Origin of the sequence: Parenemella sanctibonifatiensis (assembly GCF_002250565.1) — a bacterium.
GTDB lineage: Bacteria > Actinomycetota > Actinomycetes > Propionibacteriales > Propionibacteriaceae > Parenemella > Parenemella sanctibonifatiensis.
Window position 1 is genome coordinate 273,950 of the sequence record NZ_NMVJ01000006.1, and the last position, 22,053, is coordinate 296,002.

16 protein-coding genes are annotated in these 22,053 nt (G+C 68.9%); 13 read left to right on the top strand and 3 right to left on the bottom strand.

The window, feature by feature from the left end; translation table 11 throughout:
• From trpC to hisH, 13 genes are all read left to right on the top strand, one after another.
• Positions 1-825, top strand: a complete 825-nt coding sequence (trpC, locus tag CGZ91_RS05860; protein WP_094453378.1) for an indole-3-glycerol phosphate synthase TrpC — start codon at positions 1-3, stop codon at positions 823-825.
• Positions 826-2,067 (top strand): tryptophan synthase subunit beta, encoded by a 1,242-nt coding sequence (trpB, locus tag CGZ91_RS05865; protein ID WP_094453380.1) that lies wholly within the window; start codon positions 826-828, stop codon positions 2,065-2,067.
• Positions 2,064-2,906 carry a tryptophan synthase subunit alpha gene (gene trpA / locus CGZ91_RS05870; protein ID WP_179229240.1) on the top strand — a complete coding sequence of 281 codons (843 nt, stop codon included), beginning with the start codon at positions 2,064-2,066 and terminating at the stop codon, positions 2,904-2,906. The genes trpB and trpA overlap by 4 nt, the downstream gene beginning before the upstream one ends.
• Positions 2,907-2,958: 52 nt before the next feature.
• Positions 2,959-3,573, top strand: coding sequence for an SCO family protein (locus tag CGZ91_RS05875; RefSeq protein ID WP_094453382.1), 615 nt, complete (start codon positions 2,959-2,961; stop codon positions 3,571-3,573).
• An 88-nt stretch (positions 3,574-3,661) separates the two neighbouring features.
• Positions 3,662-4,471: a hypothetical protein gene (locus CGZ91_RS05880; RefSeq protein ID WP_144276809.1), complete on the top strand. Its 810-nt coding sequence runs from the start codon at positions 3,662-3,664 to the stop codon at positions 4,469-4,471.
• Positions 4,472-4,569: 98 nt separating this feature from the next.
• The gene (gltB, locus tag CGZ91_RS05885; RefSeq protein WP_094453386.1) at positions 4,570-9,096 is read left to right on the top strand and encodes a glutamate synthase large subunit; all 4,527 of its coding nucleotides are present in this window, start codon (positions 4,570-4,572) and stop codon (positions 9,094-9,096) included.
• Positions 9,089-10,558 (top strand): glutamate synthase subunit beta, encoded by a 1,470-nt coding sequence (locus CGZ91_RS05890; protein ID WP_094453388.1) that lies wholly within the window; start codon positions 9,089-9,091, stop codon positions 10,556-10,558. Before gltB ends, CGZ91_RS05890 begins: the two co-directional genes overlap by 8 nt.
• Positions 10,559-10,742: 184 nt before the next feature.
• Complete coding sequence (dnaE, locus tag CGZ91_RS05895; RefSeq protein ID WP_094453390.1) at positions 10,743-14,267, top strand: DNA polymerase III subunit alpha; 3,525 nt, start codon at positions 10,743-10,745, stop codon at positions 14,265-14,267.
• Positions 14,252-14,977, top strand: a complete 726-nt coding sequence (locus CGZ91_RS05900) for a hypothetical protein (RefSeq protein WP_094451127.1) — start codon at positions 14,252-14,254, stop codon at positions 14,975-14,977. The genes dnaE and CGZ91_RS05900 overlap by 16 nt, the downstream gene beginning before the upstream one ends.
• Positions 14,961-16,301, top strand: coding sequence for a histidinol dehydrogenase (hisD, locus tag CGZ91_RS05905; RefSeq protein ID WP_094453392.1), 1,341 nt, complete (start codon positions 14,961-14,963; stop codon positions 16,299-16,301). Before CGZ91_RS05900 ends, hisD begins: the two co-directional genes overlap by 17 nt.
• On the top strand, positions 16,298-17,419 hold the full coding sequence (locus CGZ91_RS05910) for a histidinol-phosphate transaminase (RefSeq protein WP_094453394.1): 1,122 nt from the start codon (positions 16,298-16,300) through the stop codon (positions 17,417-17,419). The genes hisD and CGZ91_RS05910 overlap by 4 nt, the downstream gene beginning before the upstream one ends.
• Positions 17,416-18,030 carry an imidazoleglycerol-phosphate dehydratase HisB gene (gene hisB / locus CGZ91_RS05915; RefSeq protein WP_094453396.1) on the top strand — a complete coding sequence of 205 codons (615 nt, stop codon included), beginning with the start codon at positions 17,416-17,418 and terminating at the stop codon, positions 18,028-18,030. Before CGZ91_RS05910 ends, hisB begins: the two co-directional genes overlap by 4 nt.
• Positions 18,031-18,050: 20 nt before the next feature.
• A complete protein-coding gene (gene hisH, locus CGZ91_RS05920) occupies positions 18,051-18,683 on the top strand; it encodes an imidazole glycerol phosphate synthase subunit HisH (RefSeq protein ID WP_407670839.1) in 633 nt (210 codons plus the stop codon).
• A 6-nt stretch (positions 18,684-18,689) separates the two neighbouring features.
• Here hisH and CGZ91_RS05925 read toward each other — a convergent pair whose 3' ends face one another.
• From CGZ91_RS05925 to CGZ91_RS05935, 3 genes are read right to left on the bottom strand one after another with little or no spacing between them, the layout of a single operon-like run.
• Entirely contained in the window at positions 18,690-19,997 is a 1,308-nt protein-coding gene (locus tag CGZ91_RS05925; RefSeq protein ID WP_094453398.1) for a polysialyltransferase family glycosyltransferase, read from the bottom strand.
• Positions 19,994-20,998 carry a glycosyltransferase family 2 protein gene (locus CGZ91_RS05930; RefSeq protein WP_094453400.1) on the bottom strand — a complete coding sequence of 335 codons (1,005 nt, stop codon included), beginning with the start codon at positions 20,996-20,998 and terminating at the stop codon, positions 19,994-19,996. Before CGZ91_RS05930 ends, CGZ91_RS05925 begins: the two co-directional genes overlap by 4 nt.
• Positions 20,995-21,981 carry a glycosyltransferase family 2 protein gene (locus CGZ91_RS05935; RefSeq protein WP_094453402.1) on the bottom strand — a complete coding sequence of 329 codons (987 nt, stop codon included), beginning with the start codon at positions 21,979-21,981 and terminating at the stop codon, positions 20,995-20,997. Before CGZ91_RS05935 ends, CGZ91_RS05930 begins: the two co-directional genes overlap by 4 nt.
• Positions 21,982-22,053: the final 72 nt, after the last annotated feature.

Sequence of the window (22,053 nt, forward strand, 5' to 3'; positions counted from 1 at the left end):
ATGAGCGACATCCGTGACACCGGCACCGCCCCGGTCGCCGAGCCGATCCCCGACGTGCTGGCCGACCTGGTGGCCTCCTCGCTGGCCGACATGGTCCAGCGGCAGGACCAGATCCCGCAGGCCCGGGTCGAGGAACTCGCGGCGTCCGCGCCGCGCCCGATTGACGTGCTGCCCGCCTTCCAGTCCCAGGGGCTGTCGGTCATTGCCGAGGTGAAGCGGGCCAGCCCCAGCCACGGCGACCTGGCGGCAATCCCGGATCCGGCGTCGCTGGCACGCACCTATGCCGAGGGTGGCGCGACCGCGATTTCGGTGCTGACTGAGCACTCCCGTTTCCGCGGCTCCCTCAACGACCTGGTCGCAGTCCGCGCCGCCGTGGACATCCCGGTGCTGCGCAAGGACTTCATCTGCGACCCCTACCAGGTCTGGGAGGCCCGCGCCGCCGGTGCCGACCTGGTCCTGCTGATCGTGGCCGCCCTGGAGCAGCAGCAGCTCGTCGACCTGCAGACGCTGGCCGGCGAGCTCGGCATGCGAGCCCTGGTCGAGGTGCACACCGAGGACGAGGTCGCCCGGGCCAACGATGCCGGGGCCGCGATCATCGGCGTCAACAACCGCAATCTCAAGACTCTTGACGTGGACCGCGACACCTTCGCCCGCCTCGCGCCGCTGGTGCGCAACGACGCGGTGAAGGTCGCCGAATCCGGGCTGCTGTCCGCAGCCGATGTCCACAACGCTCACCACCACGGCGCCGATGTGGTCCTGGTGGGGCAGGCGCTGGTGACCGGGGACGACCCGGCCCAGGTACTGCGTACCTTCCTGGAGGACTGAATGACCTCATCCCAGCTGCCCGACGCGGCGGGTCACTACGACCGATTCGGTGGGCGCTACGTCCCGGAGGCGCTGTACGCCGCGCTGGACGAGCTGACCGAAGCCTTCGAGGCCTCGCGCACCGATGAGTCCTTCGCTGCTGAGTTGGCCGACTTGCACCGCAACTACGTCGGTCGACCCTCGCCGATCACGGAGGCGAAGCGGCTGTCCGAACACGCCGGCAACGCGCGGATCCTGCTCAAGCGCGAGGACCTCAACCACACCGGGTCGCACAAGATCAACAACGTGCTCGGTCAGGCGCTGCTGACCCGTCGGATGGGCAAGACCCGCGTCATCGCCGAGACCGGAGCGGGCCAGCACGGCGTCGCAACCGCGACAGCGGCGGCGCTGTTCGGGCTGGAGTGCCGGGTCTACATGGGCCGCGTCGACACCGACCGGCAGGCTCTCAACGTGGCCCGGATGCAGCTGTTGGGCGCCGAGGTGATCGCGGTCGACGCGGGCAGCCGCACCCTCAAGGACGCAATGAACGAGGCCATGCGCGACTGGGTCAGCACCGTCGACACCACCCACTACCTGATCGGCACGGTGTCGGGCCCGCATCCCTTCCCGGCGCTGGTGCGGCACTTCCAGTCGATCATCTCCGAGGAAGCTCGCCAGCAGCTGCTCGACGAACACGGCGGGCTGCCGGATGCGGTCGCGGCCTGTGTCGGCGGCGGCTCCAACGCCATGGGCGCCTTTGCCCATTTCATCGATGACGCCTCGGTGCAGCTCTACGGCTTCGAGGCCGGCGGTGACGGGGTCGAGACGGGCAAGCATGCCGCCTCCATCACCGGCGGTGAGGTCGGCGTGCTGCACGGCACCCGCACTTACATCCTGATGGATGAGGACGGCCAGACCATCGAGTCGCATTCGATCTCGGCCGGCCTGGACTATCCCGGTGTCGGTCCCGAACATGCCTGGCTGGCGGACCGCCGGCGGGCGGTCTACGAGCCGGTCACCGATGCCGAGGCGATGGAAGCACTGCGGCTGTGCGCGCGGACCGAAGGCATCATGCCGGCCATCGAGTCGGCCCATGCCGTCGCCGGCGCCCTGCGGCTGGGCCGGCGCTGGGCGACCGAACGGCCCGACGAACAGCCCACCATCCTGGTGTGCCTGTCCGGGCGCGGCGACAAGGACGTGTCGACGGCCATGTCGTGGTTTGGGCTGTCGGGCGAGGTTGACGGAAGCAGGGGCGGGCTGTGAGTGAGACGACACCGGCCGGTGACGGCCGCAGCGGAGCCACCATCAGGGCCGCCCGCGAGGAGGGCCGGGCCGCACTGGTCGGCTACCTGACGCTGGGCTATCCCACGGTGCCGGGCTCCATCGAGGCGATGCGAGCGTTGGTGGACCCGGGGGAGGGGCCGGGCGTCGACCTGGTCGAGATCGGCCTGCCCTACTCGGATCCGATGATGGACGGCCTACGCATCCAGCGCGCCGCCACCACCGCCCTGGAGCGGGGCGCCCGGGTGCGGGACGTGTTTGCTGCGGCCAGCGCTGTCGCCGAGGCAGGCGCCACCCCCACCGTGATGACGTACTGGAATCTGGTCGATCGCTACGGTGTGGACGCCTTCGCCCGTGACTTCGCCAACGCCGGCGGCGCCGGGGTGATCACACCGGACCTGACCCCCGATGAGGCCGAGGAATGGATCGAGGCCTCCGAACGCCACGGCCTGGACCGGATCTTCCTCGTGGCACCGTCCTCGACAGATGCCCGCATCAGCGCGACCGGCCTGGCCGGCTCAGGGTGGCTGTACGCCACCGCCGTCATGGGTGTCACCGGCGCCCGCGACGCCAACTCCGACGCGGCCCCGGAATTGGTGGGTCGGATCCGCGGGCTGGCACCCAACCGCCTGGTCGGTGTCGGGTTGGGCGTGTCCAACGGCAACCAGGCTGCCCACGTGGCCGGCTTCGCCGACGCGGTGATTGTCGGGTCGGCGCTCATCGCAGCCCAACAAGCGGCCGAGGATGCCGGCCGCCCGGAGGACTTGACCGGTTTGCGTACGGTTGTCAGCGATCTCGCCGCGGGAGTACGCCGCGGCTGACGGCGACCCCGGTCCGACCGGCGGAGGCCCGGGACACGGACGAGGGACGGTGATGGTGGTGCGCACGCTGGCGGTGATGGTCGTGGTGCTCGCCTGTCTGATGGGCTGTTCGGCCCACCGCCCGAGCGCGGAAAGCTCCGCGCAGCCGCGGCCGAGCTGGGTCGGCATGGAGGCGCCGGCCGGCTATCGGCTGCCGGACATGGCACTCAAGGACACCCGTGGCCACTCGTTCAACCTGCGCTCCACCGCCACTGCGCCGATCGTGGTGGTGACCTTCGGCTACTGCGACTCACCCGGACTGACCCCGACCAGCCTGAAGCGGCTTGCTGACGCCCTGGCCGAGCTCGACGCGGGGCAGAGGGCCAAGGTCGAGGTCGTGTTCATCAGCATCGATGACGACGACTCCGGACCCGAACTGCGCGAATGCCTGGGCCATTACGACTCCGATTGGATCGGCTTGCACGGCTCGGGCAGCAAGGTCAAGGAGGTCGCCCGCGCGATGGGCGTCGACATCCGCAAGAACGAGTCCGACAGCCGCGAGAAGTACGCCTATTCACCCCAGATCGTCGGCTTCGGCCCCGACCGATCGGCGCGCGTGGTGTGGCTGCCCGACCACGACGCCACCGCCATTGCCGCGGACCTGACGGTGCTGACCAGCCAGCCCTGACGGCCAGCAGGCCCTCGGCGGCGCAGTACGGCCCCGCTAGGATCTAGCGAGCCCCATCCACCCTGCCCGACTGACCCGACAGGTGACCATGCCCCCAGCATCACCGGACCAGCCCAGCCGCGCCGACCTGGCGACGAGCGTGGCCGCGTTCGCGTTGGTCACGGTCGCGGCTGCCTGGGGTCTCAACCTGGTCCAGCAGACCTGGGCCGAACCGCTGACCGCCGCCGGCATCCGGCTCAGCTGGTTGGCACCCACCCTCGGCGCAGTGGCGGCGCTGCCACTGCGAGGCACCCGGCTGCGGATCGGCCGCCGGTTCTCCTGGGTCGTGGTGGGCCGAGCACTGGTCGCCATCGGCTCGATTGCGCTGTGCTGGATGGTGCTGGTGCAGCTCTACCGGGCCGACGCCCGACCGATGCCGGTGGTCAACTTCGGCCAACTGCCGTGGCCCCTGACGATCCTCGGGGTGGCGTTCGGGACCTTGTTCACAGAGTTGGGACTACGCAGCGTGCTGCACCCGACGTTGCGGACCCGACTGCCGCTGCTGGCCGCCGCAGGCATCACCGGGCTGGTCACAGCAGCTGCCAATCCCAAAATTTGGACGTTCGCACCGGTGGTGTTGACTCTCGCGATCGTCCACCATCTGGCGTACGCGGCCCTGGCGGCCGTCTGGATCGACCGTTTGAAGGGGGGACAGCTCGTCGTGGCGACCTCGGCGGGATTCGTGATGAATCTGCAACTTGTCCTGATCCTCAACGAGGAGGCAGGTGTGCTTTATGCTTGGGCCTGCTTGGCGGCGGTGTGGCTGCTGTCCGCCGCAGGAGCTTGGTGGCTCAACCGCTCCCACTTGTGGTCCAGGCAGCAGGCCGGCACTGACCGCGTCGCCTCCGACGTGCGCTGATTGCGTACGAACTGCACCTCCGCCCTCGGAGCTGTGAGTCGGTGGCGTACCCCGGCCGCACGGAAGTCCCGTCGGCCTCCTGCAGAGCGGAGATCGCGATGGTTGAGTGGACCCCTCAAGGTGGTGGCCCAGCTGCCCAAGGCTTGTATGACCCTGCATTCGAACATGACGCCTGCGGTGTCGCGTTCGTGGCCCAACTGAGTGGGGAGCCCTCACACGAGATCGTCGCGAAGGGCCTGCAGGCGCTGCGCAATCTCGATCACCGTGGTGCCACCGGTGCCGATGCGGCTGCCGGCGACGGCGCCGGCATTCTGATTCAACTGCCCGACGCCTTCCTGCGTGCCGTCAGCGACGTCGAGCTGCCCGCTCCGGGCGGCTACGGCGTCGGTCTTGCCTTCCTGCCCGTCGACGAGACGCTGGCCGCTGATGCTCGCGCCCAGCTGGCGTGGTTGGCGCGTCGCGAAGGGCTGGAGGTCCTTGGTTGGCGAGTCCTGGAGACCAACTCGGCGTCGCTGAGTCCGGTTTCCCTGCGAAGTATGCCGCGATTCGAACAGTTGATCGTCCAGGCCTCCGACGGCGCCACCGACATGGTGCTCGAGCGGAGGCTTTTCTGTTTGCGGCGGCTGGCCCAGCGCGAAGCAGGCGTCTACTTCGCCTCGCTGTCCAGCCGCACCCTGGTCTACAAGGGCATGCTCACCACCGATCAACTCGGCGAACTCTTCCCGGAGTTGGCCGACGAACGGATGGCCAGCGCGTTGGCGTTGGTGCATTCCCGCTTTTCCACCAACACCTTCCCGAGCTGGGAGCTGGCACAGCCGCTGCGGCTGATGGCGCACAACGGCGAGATCAACACGGTGCGAGGCAACCGGAACTGGATGCGCGCCCGCGAGATCCTGCTGGCCAGCGACCTGATCCCCGGTGACCTGGAGCGACTGTTTCCGATCTGTACGCCCGGCGCCTCCGACTCCTCCTCCTTCGACGAGGTGCTGGAGTTGCTGCACCTGGGTGGGCGCAGCCTGCCCCACGCGGTGCTGATGATGATTCCGGAGGCGTGGCAGAACCACGCCACCATGGACCAGAAGCGGCGCGACTTCTACGCCTACCACGCCGCCCTGATGGAGGCTTGGGACGGGCCTGCGGCGGTCACCTTCACCGACGGCAGCCTGATCGGCGCCACCCTGGACCGCAACGGCTTGCGGCCGGGCCGCTACTGGGTGTGTGAGGACGGGCTGGTCGTCTTTGCGTCCGAGGCCGGCGTCCTCGACCTGGATCCGGCCACCATCACCCGCAAGGGCCGGCTGCAGCCGGGTCGGATGTTCCTGGTGGACCTGGAGCAGCACCGGCTGGTCAATGACGAGGAGATCAAGGACGAACTGGCCGCCGAGCATCCCTACGGGGAGTGGCTCGCGGAGGGCAGCGTCAGCATCAACGACCTGCCGACCCGGCAGCACACCATCCACTCCCATGCCTCGGTGACGCGCCGCCAGCAGGTCTTCGGCTACACCGAGGAGGAGCTGCGGCTGCTGATCGCGCCGATGGCCAACACCGGAGCCGAAGCGATCGGATCGATGGGCTCGGACACCCCGATCGCGGCGATCAGCGACCGGCCACGGCTGCTGTTCGACTACTTCACCCAGCTGTTTGCCCAGGTCACCAACCCGCCGCTGGACGCCATCCGGGAGGATCTGGTCACATCGCTGACCAACCGGCTCGGCCCCGAGTCCAACCTGCTGGCGCCGACGGCTGAGTCCTGTCGTCAGATCCTCATCGAGCATCCGATCCTGGACTCCGATCAGCTGGCCAAGTTGGTGCACCTGCACCAGGACGGCGTACCGGCCAGCCACGTGCTGCGCGGCCGCTATCGGGTCAGTGAGGGAGCCGACGGGCTTCGCAGCGCGCTGGCCGAGCTTGCTGCCGAGGCCGACGACGCCATCGACCGCGGTGTGTCGGTGTTGGTGTTGTCGGATCGGCATTCCAATGCTGACGAGGCGCCGGTGCCCTCGTTGCTGCTGACGGCCGCGCTGCATCAGCACCTGGTGCAGCGCAAGACCCGCACCAAGGTCGGACTGATCGTCGAGGCCGGTGACGTACGCGAGGTGCACCACGTCGCGCTGCTGCTCGGCTACGGCGCGGCCGCGGTGAACCCCTACCTGATGTTCGAGTCCGCCGAGGACATGTCGCTGCGCGAGCAGTACGTCACCGTCGGCCGGGAGCGGGCGGTGCAGAACCTCCGGTACGGCTTGGGCAAGGGCGTACTGAAGGTGATGAGCAAGATGGGCGTCTCGACCCTGCAGTCCTACACCGGTGCCCAGATCTTCGAGGCCGTCGGCCTGTCCAGTGAGCTCGTCGAGGCCTATTTCGCCGGCACCGCCTCGCGGATCGAGGGGATTGGGCTGGCGGAGATCGCCGCCGACGTCGCGGCCCGGCACGCCGAGGCGTACCCCAGCGACGGCGTGCCGGTGAAGCGAGAGTTGCAGGTCGGCGGTGAATACCAGTGGCGTCGGGAGGGACCCACCCACCTGTTCGACCCGGAGACCGTCTTCCGGCTGCAGCACGCCACCCGGACCGGGCGTTACGACATCTTCAAGAAATACACCGAACGGGTCAACGCGCACGCCAAGCAGCTCAGTACGCTGCGTGGCCTGTTCGCCTTCGCCAGCGACCGACCCAGCGTCCCGCTGGCGGAGGTGGAGCCCGTCAGGGAGATCGTCAAGCGATTCTCCACCGGCGCCATGAGCTATGGCTCCATCTCGGCCGAGGCGCACCAGACCCTGGCGATCGCCATGAACCGGCTGGGCGGCAAGTCCAACACCGGTGAGGGCGGTGAGGACCCGGAGCGTCTCCACGACCCCGAGCTGCGCAGCTCCATCAAGCAGGTCGCCAGCGGCCGCTTCGGCGTCACCTCGGAATACCTCAGCAATGCCGATGACCTGCAGATCAAGATGGCTCAGGGCGCCAAGCCCGGTGAGGGCGGTCAGCTGCCCGGCCCGAAGGTCTATCCGTGGGTGGCCAGGACCCGGCATTCCACGCCCGGGGTGGGATTGATCTCGCCACCACCACACCACGACATCTACTCCATCGAGGACCTCAAGCAGCTGATCCACGACCTGAAGAACGCCAATCCAACGGCTCGGGTCCACGTCAAGCTGGTGTCGGAGGCCGGGGTCGGCACTGTGGCGGCCGGGGTGAGTAAGGCCAAGGCAGATGTGGTGCTGATCTCCGGCCACGACGGTGGCACCGGCGCGGCGCCGCTGACCTCGCTGAAGCATGCCGGCGGTCCCTGGGAGGTCGGGCTGGCCGAGGCGCAGCAGACGCTGCGGCTGAACGGTCTGCGGGACCGAATCGTGGTGCAGGTCGACGGCCAGCTCAAGACCGGTCGCGATGTCATCATCGGTGCCCTGCTCGGGGCAGAGGAGTACGGCTTCGCCACTGCGCCGCTGATCGTGTCGGGCTGCGTGATGATGAGGGTGTGTCACTTGGACACGTGCCCGGTCGGCGTCGCCACCCAGAATCCGGAGCTACGGGAACGCTTCAGCGGCAAGGCCGAGTTTGTCGTGAACTTCTTCGAGTTCATCGCCGAGGAGGTACGCGAGCTGCTCGCCGAGCTGGGCTTCCGCAGTCTGCAGGAGGCGATCGGTCACGCAGAGGTGTTGCAGATCAACGAGGCAGTGGAGCACTGGAAGGCTCAGGGGCTGGACCTGGCACCGCTGCTGCACGTCCCCGAGGTGGCCGCGCCGCTGGTGCGCACCACCGAACAGGATCACGGCCTGGACCAGGCCCTGGACCAAGAACTCATTCGCGCCTGCGAACCCGCGCTCACGGACGGCCTGGCGGTGACCTACCAGAGCAGCGTGCGCAACATCCATCGCAGCGTCGGCACCCTGCTGGGACACCACGTCACCATGGCCAGCGGCGGCCCCGGGCTGCCGGACGGCACCATCGACCTGACCCTGACCGGCACCGGCGGGCAGAGCTTCGGTGCCTTCCTGCCCCGCGGCATCACGCTGCGGCTCGTCGGTGACTCCAACGACTACGTCGGCAAGGGGCTGTCGGGCGGTCGGATCGTGGTCCGGCCAGCGCCGGAGTCCCGATTCGAGGCCGAGCAGCAGATCATCGCGGGCAACGTGATCGGCTACGGCGCCACCGCCGGCCAGCTCTTCCTTCGCGGTCAGGTCGGCGAACGGTTCTGCGTACGCAACTCCGGCGCGCAGGCGGTCGTGGAGGGCGTCGGGGATCACGGCTGCGAGTACATGACCGGCGGAGAGGTGTTGATCCTGGGCCCGACCGGACGCAACTTCGGTGCCGGCATGTCCGGTGGCATCGCGTACCTGCTTGATGCCGACCCGGCCCAGATCGTGACCGACCTGGCCGATCTGCGACCGGTCGACGAAGCCGAACTGGAGCGGATTCGTACGCTGCTGGAGCAGCACCTCAGCCACACCGACTCCAGCGTTGCGGCAGCACTGCTGGCCCAGTTCGACCGCGCCGCCGAGGTGGCTGCCCGGTTCTCCGCCTTGGTCCCCAGGGACTGGGCCCGAGTGATGAATGCCCGCCGCCAGGCCGAAACCAACGGTCTGGACACCGATGCGACCACCCGACTCATGATGGAGGCAGCACATGGCTGATCCGCGCGGATTTCTCAAGCACGACCGCCAGGAGGCAACCCGCCGTCCCGTCGAGGAACGGTTGCAGGACTGGAAAGAGGTCTATCCAGGCGGTCCGGGCAAGGCGCTGTTGCCGATCATCCAGACCCAAGCATCACGCTGCATGGACTGCGGCATTCCGTTCTGTCACAACGGCTGCCCGCTGGGCAACCTGATCCCGGAATGGAACGACCTGGTCTCCAAGGACCAGTGGGACGTTGCTCTGGACCGGCTGCACGCCACCAACAACTTTCCCGAGTTCACCGGCCGGCTGTGCCCGGCGCCCTGTGAGACGGCCTGTGTGGTCGGCATCTCGATTCCGCCGGTCACCATCAAGAGCGTGGAGGTGTCGATCGCCGATCGGGGCTGGGCGGACCGCCGCATCACTCCCGTATCGCCGGAATGGCACACCGGTCACACCGTGGCGGTGATCGGATCCGGTCCGGCGGGACTGGCGGCCGCTCAGCAGCTCACTCGCGCCGGCCACACCGTGGTCGTCTACGAACGGGCCGACAAGCCCGGCGGACTGCTGCGCTACGGCATCCCGGAGTTCAAGATGGAAAAGGCGGTCCTGGACCGACGGATCCGCCAGATGACCCAGGAAGGCACCGTCTTCCGCTGCGGCGTCGAAGTCGGCCGCGACATCAGCATGGCTGAGCTGCGGGAGCAGTTCGACGCGATCGTGGTGGCCATCGGGGCGACCCAGGCCCGGGACCTGCCGGTCAGTGGCCGGGAACATGGCGGCATCCACCAGGCGATGGACTACCTGCCGCAGGCCAACCGGGTCGCGCTGGGGGAGCAGGTGCCCGATCAGATCACCGCTGCCGGCAAGGACGTGGTCATCATCGGTGGCGGCGACACCGGCGCCGACTGCCTGGGCACCGCGCTGCGTCAGGGTGCCCGGTCGGTCACCCAGCTGGAGATCATGCCGCAGCCTCCGGCTGATCGGCCCGAGCACCAGCCGTGGCCGACCTATCCGATGATCCTGCGGGTGGCTTCGGCGCACGAGGAGGGCGGGGAACGGGTGTACGCCTCCTCGACCTCGGAGTTTGTCGCCGATGAGCAGGGGCAGGTGTCCGTGCTCCGGCTCAGCGAGGTGGCCTTCAGCGAGGGCCGGTTCCAACCGGTGCCCGGCACGGAACGGGAGATCCCGGCCCAGTTGGTGCTGCTCGCGATGGGCTTCACGGGACCCCAGACGCACGGCCCGATCGACGAGCTCGAGCTGGAGACCGACGAGCGAGGCAATGTGGTCCGGGACCAGGCGTACGCCACCAACGTGCCCGGCGTGTTCGCCTGCGGTGACGCCGGTCGGGGTCAGTCCCTGATCGTGTGGGCGATCGCGGAAGGCCGCTCGGCCGCCAACGGCGTGGACGCCTTCCTGCGTGAGGAGCGCAGCCGGTTGCCGCGGCCGATCTCGCCGCAGGATCGGCAGTTGTTGGCCTGAGGCCGCATCGATGTCGGACGGGGCAGGGCGCGCACCAGCGCGTCCTGCCCCCATCCCGTTGCCGGCGTGTGGTTGGCTTCGACGGGCAGAACTGTCGGGGGCCTCGGCTAGTCTGTGACGACGCTGCCGGGTGAGGTCGGTGGGTCTGTTGGCCAGTGCTTGAACCTGTGAGGAATGACGCGACGTGAGTGACCAGTTCGTCCATCTGCACGTACACACCGACTTCTCCATGTTGGACGGCGCGGCGCGGATCAAGGACCTGTTCGCCGCGGCCGAGCAACAGCAGATGCCGGCGATTGCCATGACCGACCACGGCTTCCTGTTCGGCGCCTACGAGTTCTATCGCGCTGCGAAGGCCACCTCGGTGAAGCCGATCATCGGGCTGGAGGCCTACCTCACGCCCAAGACGCATCGCAGCGAGCGCAAGCGGGTCCGTTTCGGTGACGGCTCCGGCGACGACGTCTCGGCCAGCGGGGCGTACACCCACATGACAATGTGGGCCGAGAGCACCGCCGGCATGCACAACCTCTTCCGGCTCGGGTCGCGGGCGTCGATGGAGGGCTTCTTCTACAAGCCGCGCGCCGACCGGGAGCTGCTCAACGAGTACGCCGGCGGCCTGATCGCCACCACTGGTTGCCCCTCGGGTGAGGTGCAGACCTACCTGCGGCTGGGGCAGTACGAGAACGCACGGGCGTCGGCGGCGGAGTTTCGCGACATCTTCGGCGCCGGCAACTTCTACGTGGAACTGATGGACCACGGCCTCAGCATCGAGAATCGGGTCCGGCAGGACCTGCTGCGGCTGGCCAAGGACCTCAACCTGCCGCTGGTGGCCACCAACGACCTCCACTACGTGCACGAGCACGACGCTGAGGCCCAGGACACCCTGCTGTGCGTCTCCTCGGGCTCCAACAAGGACACCCCGGGCCGGTTCAAGTTCGACGGATCGGGCTACTACCTGAAGTCCGCCGAGGAGATGCGACACCTCTTCAAGGACCTGCCCGAGGCCTGCGACAACACCCTGGCCATCGCCGAGCGCTGCCAGGTCGAGTTCACCGAGGGCGAGGGTCGGTACATGCCGAACTTCCCGGTGCCGGCAGGCGAGGACGAGACCTCCTGGTTCGTCAAGGAGGTTGAGCGCGGCCTGCACGAGCGCTACCCGGGTGGCATCCCCGACTACGCCCGCAAGCAGGCCGACTACGAGATCGACGTGATCGTCGGAAAGGGCTACCCGGGCTACTTCCTGGTGGTGTCCGACTTCATCAAGTGGGCCAAGGGCAATGGCATCAAGGTGGGCCCGGGACGTGGCTCAGGTGCCGGTTCGATGTGCGCGTACGCGATGCGCATCACCGACCTCGACCCCCACGTGCACGGGCTGATCTTTGAGCGCTTCCTCAACCCGGAGCGGCAGTCGATGCCCGACTTCGACGTCGACTTCGATGACCGGCGCCGCGGTGAGGTGATCAAGTACGTCACCGAGAAGTACGGCGACGACCGGGTCTGCCAGATCGTGACCTACGGCACGATCAAGGCCAAGGCCGCCGTCAAGGACTCCTCCCGGGTGCTCGGCAAGCCCTATGCGCTGGGCGAGCAGATCACCAAGGCGATGCCGCCGGACGTGCAGGGCAAGGGCGTCAGCCTCAGTGACCTGTTCCACGAGAAGCACGAGCGCTACCACGAAGGCGTCGAGGTGCGCGGCATGTACGCCGAACAGCCCGAGGTCGCCCAGGTCATCGACACGGCCCGCGGCATCGAAGGGCTGCGGCGCAACTGGGGCGTCCACGCGGCCGGCGTGATCATGTCCTCCGATCCGCTCCTGGACATCATCCCGGTGATGAAGCGCGAGAGCGACGGCGCCATCATCACCCAGTTCGACTACCCGACCTGCGAAAACCTGGGTCTGGTCAAGATGGACTTCCTGGGGCTGCGCAACCTCACGATCCTCTCGGACGCCATCGCCAATGTGAAGCTCAACCGCGACATCGAGCTGGACCTTGACGAGCTCAGCAAGGACCCCACCGACACGAAGACCTATGACCTGCTGGCCCGCGGCGAGACGCTGGGCGTGTTCCAGTTCGACTCCACCGGCTATCGGCAATTGCTGAAGCTGATGAAGCCGGACAACTTCGAGGACATCTCCGCCCTCGGCGCGCTCTACCGACCCGGTCCGATGGGTGCGGACTCGCACACCAAATACGCCCTGCGCAAGAACGGACAGCAAGCCGTCGAATATCCGCACCCGGAGCTGGCCGAAGCGCTGGAACCGATCTTGGGCGACACCTATGGCCTGATCATCTATCAGGAGCAGGTGATGCAGATCGCGCGCCAGCTGGCCGGATACAGCCTGGGCGCGGCCGACCAGCTGCGGCGCGCGATGGGCAAGAAGAAGAAGGAAGTGCTGGAGGCCGAGTTCGTCACCTTCGAAGCAGGCATGAAGGCCTCGGGCTATTCCTCGGCGTCGATCAGCACGCTGTGGGAGATCCTGATTCCCTTCTCCAGCTACGCCTTCAACAAGGCCCACTCAGCGGCGTACGGCCTGGTGTCCTACTGGACCGCCTATCTCAAGGCGAACTATCCGGCCGAGTACATGGCTGCGGCGCTGCAGTCGGTCAAGGACGAGAAGGACAAGATGGCGGTCTACCTGTCCGAGTGCCGCCGGATGCGCATCAAGGTGTTGCCGCCGGACGTGAACGAGTCGGTCGGCTTGTTCACCCCGGTCGGCGACGAGATCCGATTCGGGCTCGGCGCCATCCGCAATGTCGGCGCCGCGGTGGTGGAGGGCATCGTGGCAGCGCGGGAGGAGTCTGGCCCCGCCGCCGACTTCAATGCCTTCCTCGACCAGGTGCCGTTGCAGGTGTGCAACAAGCGGATGATCGAATCGCTCATCAAGGCCGGTGGTTTCGACTCGATGGGCCACACCCGGCACGGCCTGATGGAGGTCTTCGAGGAAAAGGTCGATGCCGTCATCGACCTCAAGCGCAACGCCGCCAACGGCCAGGACGACCTCTTCGGCGCCGACTTCGGCGAAGGCCCGGGCGGGCTGGAACCCACCCCGGTGCCGGACACCCCGGAGTGGGACAAGCGCACCAAGCTTGCCTTCGAACGCGAGATGCTCGGCCTCTATGTCTCCGACCATCCACTGTTTGGGTTGGAGCACGTGCTCGAGTCGGCACGGGACGTCTCCATCGCGGCGTTGGTGGGGGAGGACGGTCCCCGTGACGGCTCGACCGTGACCATCGCCGGGATGATCACCCAGGTGCAGCGCAAGCAGACCAAGAACGGCGACTTCTGGGCCATCATCACTGTCGAGGACCTGGATGCCTCGGTGGAGGTCATGCTCTTTCCGAAGGTCTACCAGTTGGCCTCCACGGCACTCGCCAACGACATCATCGTGCGCATCAAGGGCCGGGTCCGGGAGCGGGACGACTCCCGTGAACTGCAGGCCAACGAACTGACACTGCCCGACGTCAACGAGGGCCCGACCGGCCCCGTGGTGATCTCGCTGCCGGCCAGTCGCTGTACGCCGCCGGTGGTCCAGGAGTTGCGGCAGGTGTTGACCAACCATCCCGGGGCCACCGAGGTGCGGTTGCGGCTGATCAGCTCCAGCCAGACCACGCTGTGGCGGTTGGACCAGGGGTTGCGGGTGACCCCGTCGATGCCGCTGATGGCGGACCTGAAGGCACTGTTGGGACCCTCATGCCTGAGCAGCTGACCCGGGGGCGGCGGTCCCGACTGCAGTGGGGTGGGGTGTTTGCCTCCCTGGTCCTCTTCGTCGGTGCACTCGGCGGGCTGACGTGGCGACTGGTCTCGCCGTTGCCCAGCTACACCGTTTCCACCGACTATTCGGCCTGGACGACCGAACGTGGTCTGGCTGCGCAGTTCGGCGCCGATGCCTGGTTTGCCGCGATTGGTCTGCTGACCGGGATCGGCCTGGGGCTGGTGGCGTGGCGCTGGTTCCACCGGCTCGGCTGGCCGGTGGCACTGATCGGTTTCGCCAGCGCGACCGCGGCGGCCCTGATCTGCTGGGCCATGGGCACGTTGTTGGATCCGCCCGACTTCGCCACCCGGCTCGCGGAGGCCGCCCCGGGTGACCAGGTCCCGATCGACCTGGAGCTGTCGGCGTACTCGGCCCTGGCGGTGTGGCCCACCGGCGCGATGCTGGTGATCCTGCTCGCCTCGGCCCTGATGCCCGATCCGGAGGATCCGGGGTCCCGGCGCCTCAGCACGGGGGACACGGACGAGCAGGCCGACCAGGACGGCAGGGTGTTGCGGGCCAGCAACGCGACCTCACCCCGATCGCCGACCCGCCCCGAGTCAGCTTCGCCGGCGAGCGCCCCGGAGTCGCCGCTGCCCAGCGGTCAAGAATCGCCAGCAGCCCCCCATGTGCCGCCGATAGACTCGCGGCATGATCAGAACCCTTGACCTGCGTGCGGAAGAACTGGCCGACTACGGCCAGGTCGTGCCCCGCGCCGATGTCGACGTCGATGCGGCGCTCGATGTGGTGCGGCCGGTGTGCGAGCAGGTCGCCCATCATGGCGAGGCGGCGCTGCGAGAGTTCAGCGAGCGCTTCGACGGGGTCGTTCCGCCCAGCTTCCGGGTGCCGGCCGAGGTCATCGACGAAGCTCTCGACAGCCTTGAGCCCGAGCTCGCCTCGGCGCTGACCGAGGCGATCCGGCGACGCCGAGCGGTGGCTCGCGCCGAAGCCGACCTCTCCCCGGTCCAGGTTGGACTGGCCGACGGGGCACTGGTCGAGCACCGAATCGTGCCGGTGGAGCGAGTCGGTCTGTACGTGCCCGGCGGACTGGCTCCGCTGGCCTCCTCCGTGCTGATGAACGTGGTGCCGGCCCAGGCCGCCGGCGTCGAGGAGATTGCCGTGGCCTCCCCGCCGCAGAAGGAGTTCGGCGGCTGGCCGCACCCGACGGTGTTGGCCGTCTGCGGCCTGCTCGGGGTTGATGAGGTGTACGCCGTCGGCGGCGCCCAGGCGGTGGCGATGTACGCGTACGGGGTGCCGGACGTCTGCCCCAAGGTCGATCTGGTCACCGGACCCGGCAACATCTACGTCGTGGCGGCCAAGCGGCTGCTGCGCGGCCGGATCGGCATCGATTCCGAGGCCGGCCCGACCGAGATCGGCATCCTCGCCGACGACAGCGCCAATCCGGCCTGGGTCGCGGCCGACCTGATCTCGCAGGCCGAGCACGACCCGCTGGCCGGATCCGTGCTCGTCACCGATTCCGAGGAACTCGCCCGCGGTGTCGAGGCCGAGCTGGAACGGCAGGTGGCCGACGCCCCGCACCGGGAGCGGATCCTGACCGCCCTGGGCGGAAAACAGTCAGCCATCGTGCTGGTGCGTGACCTGCTCCAGGGTCTGGATGTCGTCGACGCGTACGCCGCCGAACACCTCGAGATCCACACCCGGGACGCCGACGTGGTCGCCCAAGAGGTACGCAATGCCGGTGCGATCTTCGTCGGTCCGCACTCGCCAGTGTCACTGGGCGACTACGCCGCCGGCTCCACCCACGTGTTGCCCACGGGCGGTGCTGCCCGGCACTCATCGGGACTGGACGTCACCAGCTTCTGCCGACGGGTCCACGTCGTGCGCTACGACCGGGCAGCCCTGGCCGAACTGTTGGATGCCATCCAGACCATGGCTGCGGCGGAGAACCTGCCCGGCCACGGTGCCGCGGTCAGGATCCGGTTTGCCGGGGACGGCGCCGATGCGACTGACCAACCGGAGGGCCAGGCGTGAGCGAGATCAGCCTGGCGGACCTGCCGTTGCGGCCAGAACTGGTGGGGGAGGAGCCCTACGGTGCGCCCCAGCTGGACGTCCCGGTGGCGCTCAACGTCAACGAGAACCCTTATCCGCCGAGCGCCGCCGTCGCCGAAGCGATGGGGCGGGCCGTGACCGAACTCGCCACCACCATCAACCGCTATCCCGACCGTGAGGCCCAGGCCCTGCGGGAGGACTTGGCGGCCTACCTCAACAACCGGCACGGCACCGCGCTGACCGGTGCCCAGGTGTGGCCGGCGAACGGCTCCAACGAGGTGATGACGCAGCTGCTGCAGACCTTCGGTGGCCCCGGGCGTACCCTGCTGACCTTCACCCCGACCTACTCGATGTATCCCGAGTACGCGCGCAACACCCACACCACATTGGTGACCGCGCCGCGGGCCGACGACTTCACGTTGTCGGTCGAGGCTGCGGTGGCGGCGGTCGAGGAGCACCAGCCCGATGTGGTGCTCATCACCTCGCCCAACAACCCGACCGGGACGTCGACGCCGGCTGAGGTGGTGGCCGCGGTCTGTGCGGCGGCACCCGGCATCGTGGTCGTGGACGAGGCCTACCAGGAGTTCGCGGGGCAGCCGCGGGAGTCCTGCGTACGCCTGCTGTCCGAGCAACCGAAGCTGGTCGTGACCCGGACCCTGTCGAAGGCGTTCGCGCTGGCCGGTGGCCGTCTCGGTTATCTCGCCGCGGCGGCGGCGGTCGTGGATGCCTGCCGGATCATCCGGCTGCCCTACCACCTGTCCGCGACCAGCCAGGCGGTGGCGCGAGTGGCGCTGATCCACGCCGAGGAGATGTTGGCGCGCGTCGACGACCTGCGACACGAGCGTGACGCGCTGGTGGCCTGGTTGTCCCAGCAGGGGCTGCAGGTGGCCGACAGCGACGCCAATTTCGTGCTCTTCGGTCGCTTCTCGGACCGGCACCAGGTGTGGCAGGGACTGCTGGACCGCGGGGTGCTGATCCGCGAGACCGGACCGGCCGGCTGGTTGCGGGTCAGCGCTGGTACGCCCGAGGAGATGGCCGCGTTCCGCGACGCCATGCTTGAGACCCAACCTGTTTGGCAACCCCTCCTGGAGGACTCATGAGCACCCACCGCACCGCCAGTCTGGAGCGCCGCACTTCCGAGTCGGAGGTCCACGTCAGCCTCGACCTGGACGGCACCGGCGAGAGCACGATTGACACCGGGGTCGGTTTCTTCGACCACATGCTCACGGCGCTGTCGCGGCATTCGCTGATCGATCTCGACGTGCGCACCGAGGGTGATGTCCACATCGACGGCCACCACAGCGTCGAGGACACTGCCATCACGCTGGGTCAGGCCCTGCGGACCGCGCTGGGCGACAAGCGTGGCATCCGCCGCTTCGGTGACGCGTTGGTGCCGCTCGACGAGGCGCTGGCCCGCGCCGTGGTGGATGTGTCCGGCCGGCCCTACAGCGTGATCTCCGGTGAGCCCGAGGGATACGCCCACGTGCTGATCGGCGGCTCCGGGGTGCCCTACGCCGGGTCGATGACCACACACGTGATGGAGTCGATCGCCTTCCACGCCGGCATCTGCCTGCACCTTGAGCTGATCGCGGGCCGGGATCCGCACCACATCGCCGAGGCCCAGTACAAGGCCGTGGCCCGCGCCCTGCGGACCGCAGTGGAGCCCGACCCGCGGGTGGTGGGGATCCCCTCCACCAAGGGCGCCCTGTGACCGAGGCGAGTGGATCCGAAGTGCTGAACCGCAGGCCGCAGGTGGTGCTGTTCGACTACGGCTCGGGCAACGTCCACTCCGCCGCCAAGGCGCTGGCATTGGCCGGAGCCGAGGTCGTGCAGACCAGCGACGCCCGGGTGGCGGCCGAGGCACGGGCGGTCGTGGTGCCGGGCGTCGGCGCCTACGCGGCCTGCATGGAACAGCTGGAGGCAGTCGGGGGTGCGGAGATGATCCGGCTCCGGTACGCCCTCGGCGGCGCGACGCTGGGGATCTGTGTCGGCCACCAGGTGATGTTCGGGGCCGGACTGGAACACGGCCTTCGTGCACCCGGCGTCGGTGTCTGGGGCGGTGAGGTGGCGCAGTTGGAGTCGCCGCGACTGCCGCACATGGGTTGGAACACGCTGCTGAGCGAGCCGGATTCCTGGTGGGCCGAGGCGGTCGGGGACGCGCGGGTCTACTTCGTGCACTCCTATGCGGCGCTGACCGCCGAGGGTGTGCCGGCGGGCGCTGACGTCGCCTGGACCGGGCATCAGGGCCACCGGTTCGTCTCGGCGGTCCGCGACGGCAGCTTCACCACGACCCAGTTCCACCCCGAGAAGTCGGGGCCGGTCGGGATCGAAGTGCTGCGGCGCTGGGTCGCCGAGACGGCCTGAGCTGCTTCAGTCCTGGACCGCGCCGCGCAGCCGTTCCTCGACGCGGCGTTCCAGGGCGTACAGGTCTCGCGCGGTGCGCCGCAGCAGCGGCTTGGCTCGGGCGGCGAGGCTACGGCGGCCGCCGGGCAGCCCCAACTCGCCGAGCCGGCCGACCGGAAACCACGCCCGGTCCCGGTCGCCGAACTGCGCCAGATAGGCCGCGGCATGGTCGTGGAACTCGGGCCGCAGCCCCGGCTGCATCGTGTACGCCAACACTTCCAGCACCGCCTGCGGGTCGCGGTCGACACCGTGCTCGGCGCCCAACAGCAGGTCGGTGAGCACCACCGGCACCCGGTTGGAGTTGGCGTACGGCTTCAAGCCGGCAGCCAACTGGGCGGCACCGACGCTGCGCGCCGGTAGCCCGAAACAGGCCCGGGCGGTGAACAGTCCGGTGGAGAAACAGCCGAACACCTCGGTGATCGGCCACGCCCCGTAGAGCCGTTCCGCCAGCACCTGTGCCGGCGCCACGTGGGCCGTGACGCCGAGCCGCTGTGCCCGATCCAGCACCGCATCGGTGAAGCCGGCGGGTGCGGCGGGATGCGGCTTGAGGATGACCACGTCGTGGCCCGCCGCCCGGGCGGATTCCACCATCGCCACGTGCAACTCGGTCTCGTCGGCGACCGAAAGGATGCCGAGCTGGGACAAGAATTGGCCCAGCAACAGCGCGGCTGGTCGGTCGGTGGGCGCCGGGGGAGCGGCCGGTAGCAGATCCAGGGTGGGCAGCAGCTCGGCTGCCGGGATGATTTCGGCGGGCACGTCGAACTCCCGCAGCAACTGCGGGGTGACCTCGGGCACCAGGTCCAGATGCAGCAGCCGATCGATCCGCAGCCCCACCTCGCCGGGCAGTCGCACCCGGGTCGGACCGTAGCTCATCAGGCCCTCGCCGAGCACCGTGATGGAGGCCTGCGCCACGATCGCAGCCACCGAGCGCGCCGGCGGCACCTGGATCGATTCCAGCACCAGCTCCACCGGACCCGACAGGCCCAGCTCCCGGCTGAGGTGCCGCTCCCACAGCGGTAGGTCCTCCGGGCGTGGCTCCCAGTCCGAGGGGTGCAGCGGCCAGATCAGCTCGTTCCAGCTCAGCACCTCATCACCGGCGGTGAGCTCGGCGACACCGGGTGCCTGCGCCAGCGGGGCGGCAGCCTCCGGGGCTTCGGTGGTGTCGGCGAGCAGCCAGATCCGCCGCTCGGGATCTCCCAATTGCCCGGTCCGGATCGCCGTCGCGGCGATGGCGACTTGGAAGGCCCGGCTGAGGCAGATGATCTGCGTGGTCATGCGGCACTCCTGTGCTGGTCGCGGATCCGGCGTACGGTGGCGGCGCGTTCGGCGGTCATGGTGGCGAGGCCTTCCTCGAGACCGGCCAGGTCTGTCAGCCAGTCGCTGGCCGCGGCTTCAAACCGGGCTCGGAGTTCGGCGGTGAACCGGTGCCGCAGCGACCACTGCCGCAACAACAACTCCAGGCTACGGCGTCGGGCCTTGGGCCAGAACCGGTCGCCATCGGGATCAGTCCTCAACAGCTCCGCGATCGCTCGTTGCGCAGCGAAGAAGTCGAGTTGTCGTTCGTCGGCGACCCGCGACAGCGACTGCGGCAGGTCGCGGCGATAGAGATAGCCGACCTGCTGGGCCACCGCGTACCGCTCGGTCGCCAGCAGCAGCCGCCAGATCCAGGGCCGGTCTTCGGCGGTTCGTAACGCTGGATCAAACCGCAGCAGCCCGGCCTCGGCGAGCCTGCGGTGATAGATCCCGGCCCACGCATACGGGTGGTCGACGATCGTGGGCTGGTCGGCGGGCAGGATCGCATCGCGGGGGGAGCCGACCCGGCCGCCGCGGTGACGGCTCGGCACCCGCCGCAGTGTGCGGCGGCGGCCCTCGGCCACGACATGGTCGGTGCGCAGCAGATCCACCTCGAGCCGGCCGGCTTCGCTGACGAGCGCCGGCAAGTAGCCGGGCCGCAGCCAGTCATCGGCGTCCAGGTAGGTGACCCAGTCGGTGCGCAGGTCCTCGCTGGCCAGATTGCGCGCCGCGCCGGCACTGGCGTGTGGACCGGACAACTGTTGCAGCGACCAGTGTGGGTGCCGGTCCAGTGCCGGGGCCAGCGCCGCAGCCGGGTCGTCGGTGCTGCGGTCGTCGACGAACCGCACGTGGAGCCGGGCCGGATCATTGCGCTCCAGACAGCCCAGCAGACCGGGCAGGTGGACGCTGGAATTGTGCAACGGCACAATCACCGTGACCTGCGGGTCGGGATGGGCCTGCGGGGTGGGATGGGCACGCGTCATGGCTGTCCTCCCAACAGGCCACGGACCTGGTGGCGCCGGTGGTCTGCCAATCCGGCGTACGCCTGCCGCACCAGCCCCTGGTCCAGTTCACCGACCAGGTGGCGGGCGTCGTGACGCAGCCGGGTGGCCAGTCCCGGCGCCAGTCGACCGCGGTGCTGCCAGTGATGGCCGAGCTGGGAGAGCACCGTGCGGGTGGCCTTCAGCCCCCAGCGATCGGCCTGCCGGTCCGCGGCGGCGACCTGGACCAGCGTGCGCAACGCCGGGACAGTGTCGAGTTGCCGCTCGTCGCCCGTGCGCGACAGCGACCCGCTCAGGTCCCGGCGATAGAAATGACCCAGCTGGGGCGGCACCGAATAGCTGTCGGCACCCAGGTAGAGCCGCCAGATCCACGGCCGGTCCTCGGCCGTTCGCAGTCCCTCGTCGAAGTGCAACAGCCCGGCTTCCAGGAGCCGGCGGTGATACAGGCCGGCCCAGGCCCAGGGCAGGTCGACACCGGTGGCGCGGGCCGCCGGCAGGATGTCCTCGCGCGGGCAGCCAACCCGGCCCCGGGCGGTGCCGGTCATCCGCACGATGCTGCGGTCCCGGCCCGACACCTGGACGTGGTCGGAGCGCAGCATGGCCACGTCCAGTCGCTGCGCGTAGTCGACCAGGCTCGTCCAATGGTCGCGTGCCACCCAGTCGTCTGCGTCGACGAAGGAGAGCCAGGTGCCGGTGGCGTGGTCCAGTCCGGCATTGCGGGCGCCGGCCAGACCGCGGTTGTGGGGCAGCGGCAGCACCTCGACGTCCAGCCCGGGCAGCTTGACCTCGGCCAGCAGCGCATCCGTGCCGTCACCGGAACCGTCGTCGACCAAGATGATCTGGCTGCCGGCCGGGCAGGCCCGACCCAACGAACCGATCATGGTCCAGAACATGCCACGAGCGGGCTCCCCGGCGAGCCGGTGACAGGGCACGATCACCGACAGCTGCGGACGGGTGGAGGTCACCGGATCACTGTAACGGGACCATCACGACCACAGCCGGGAGCACGCCGACGAACCAAGGGCTGGACATACTGG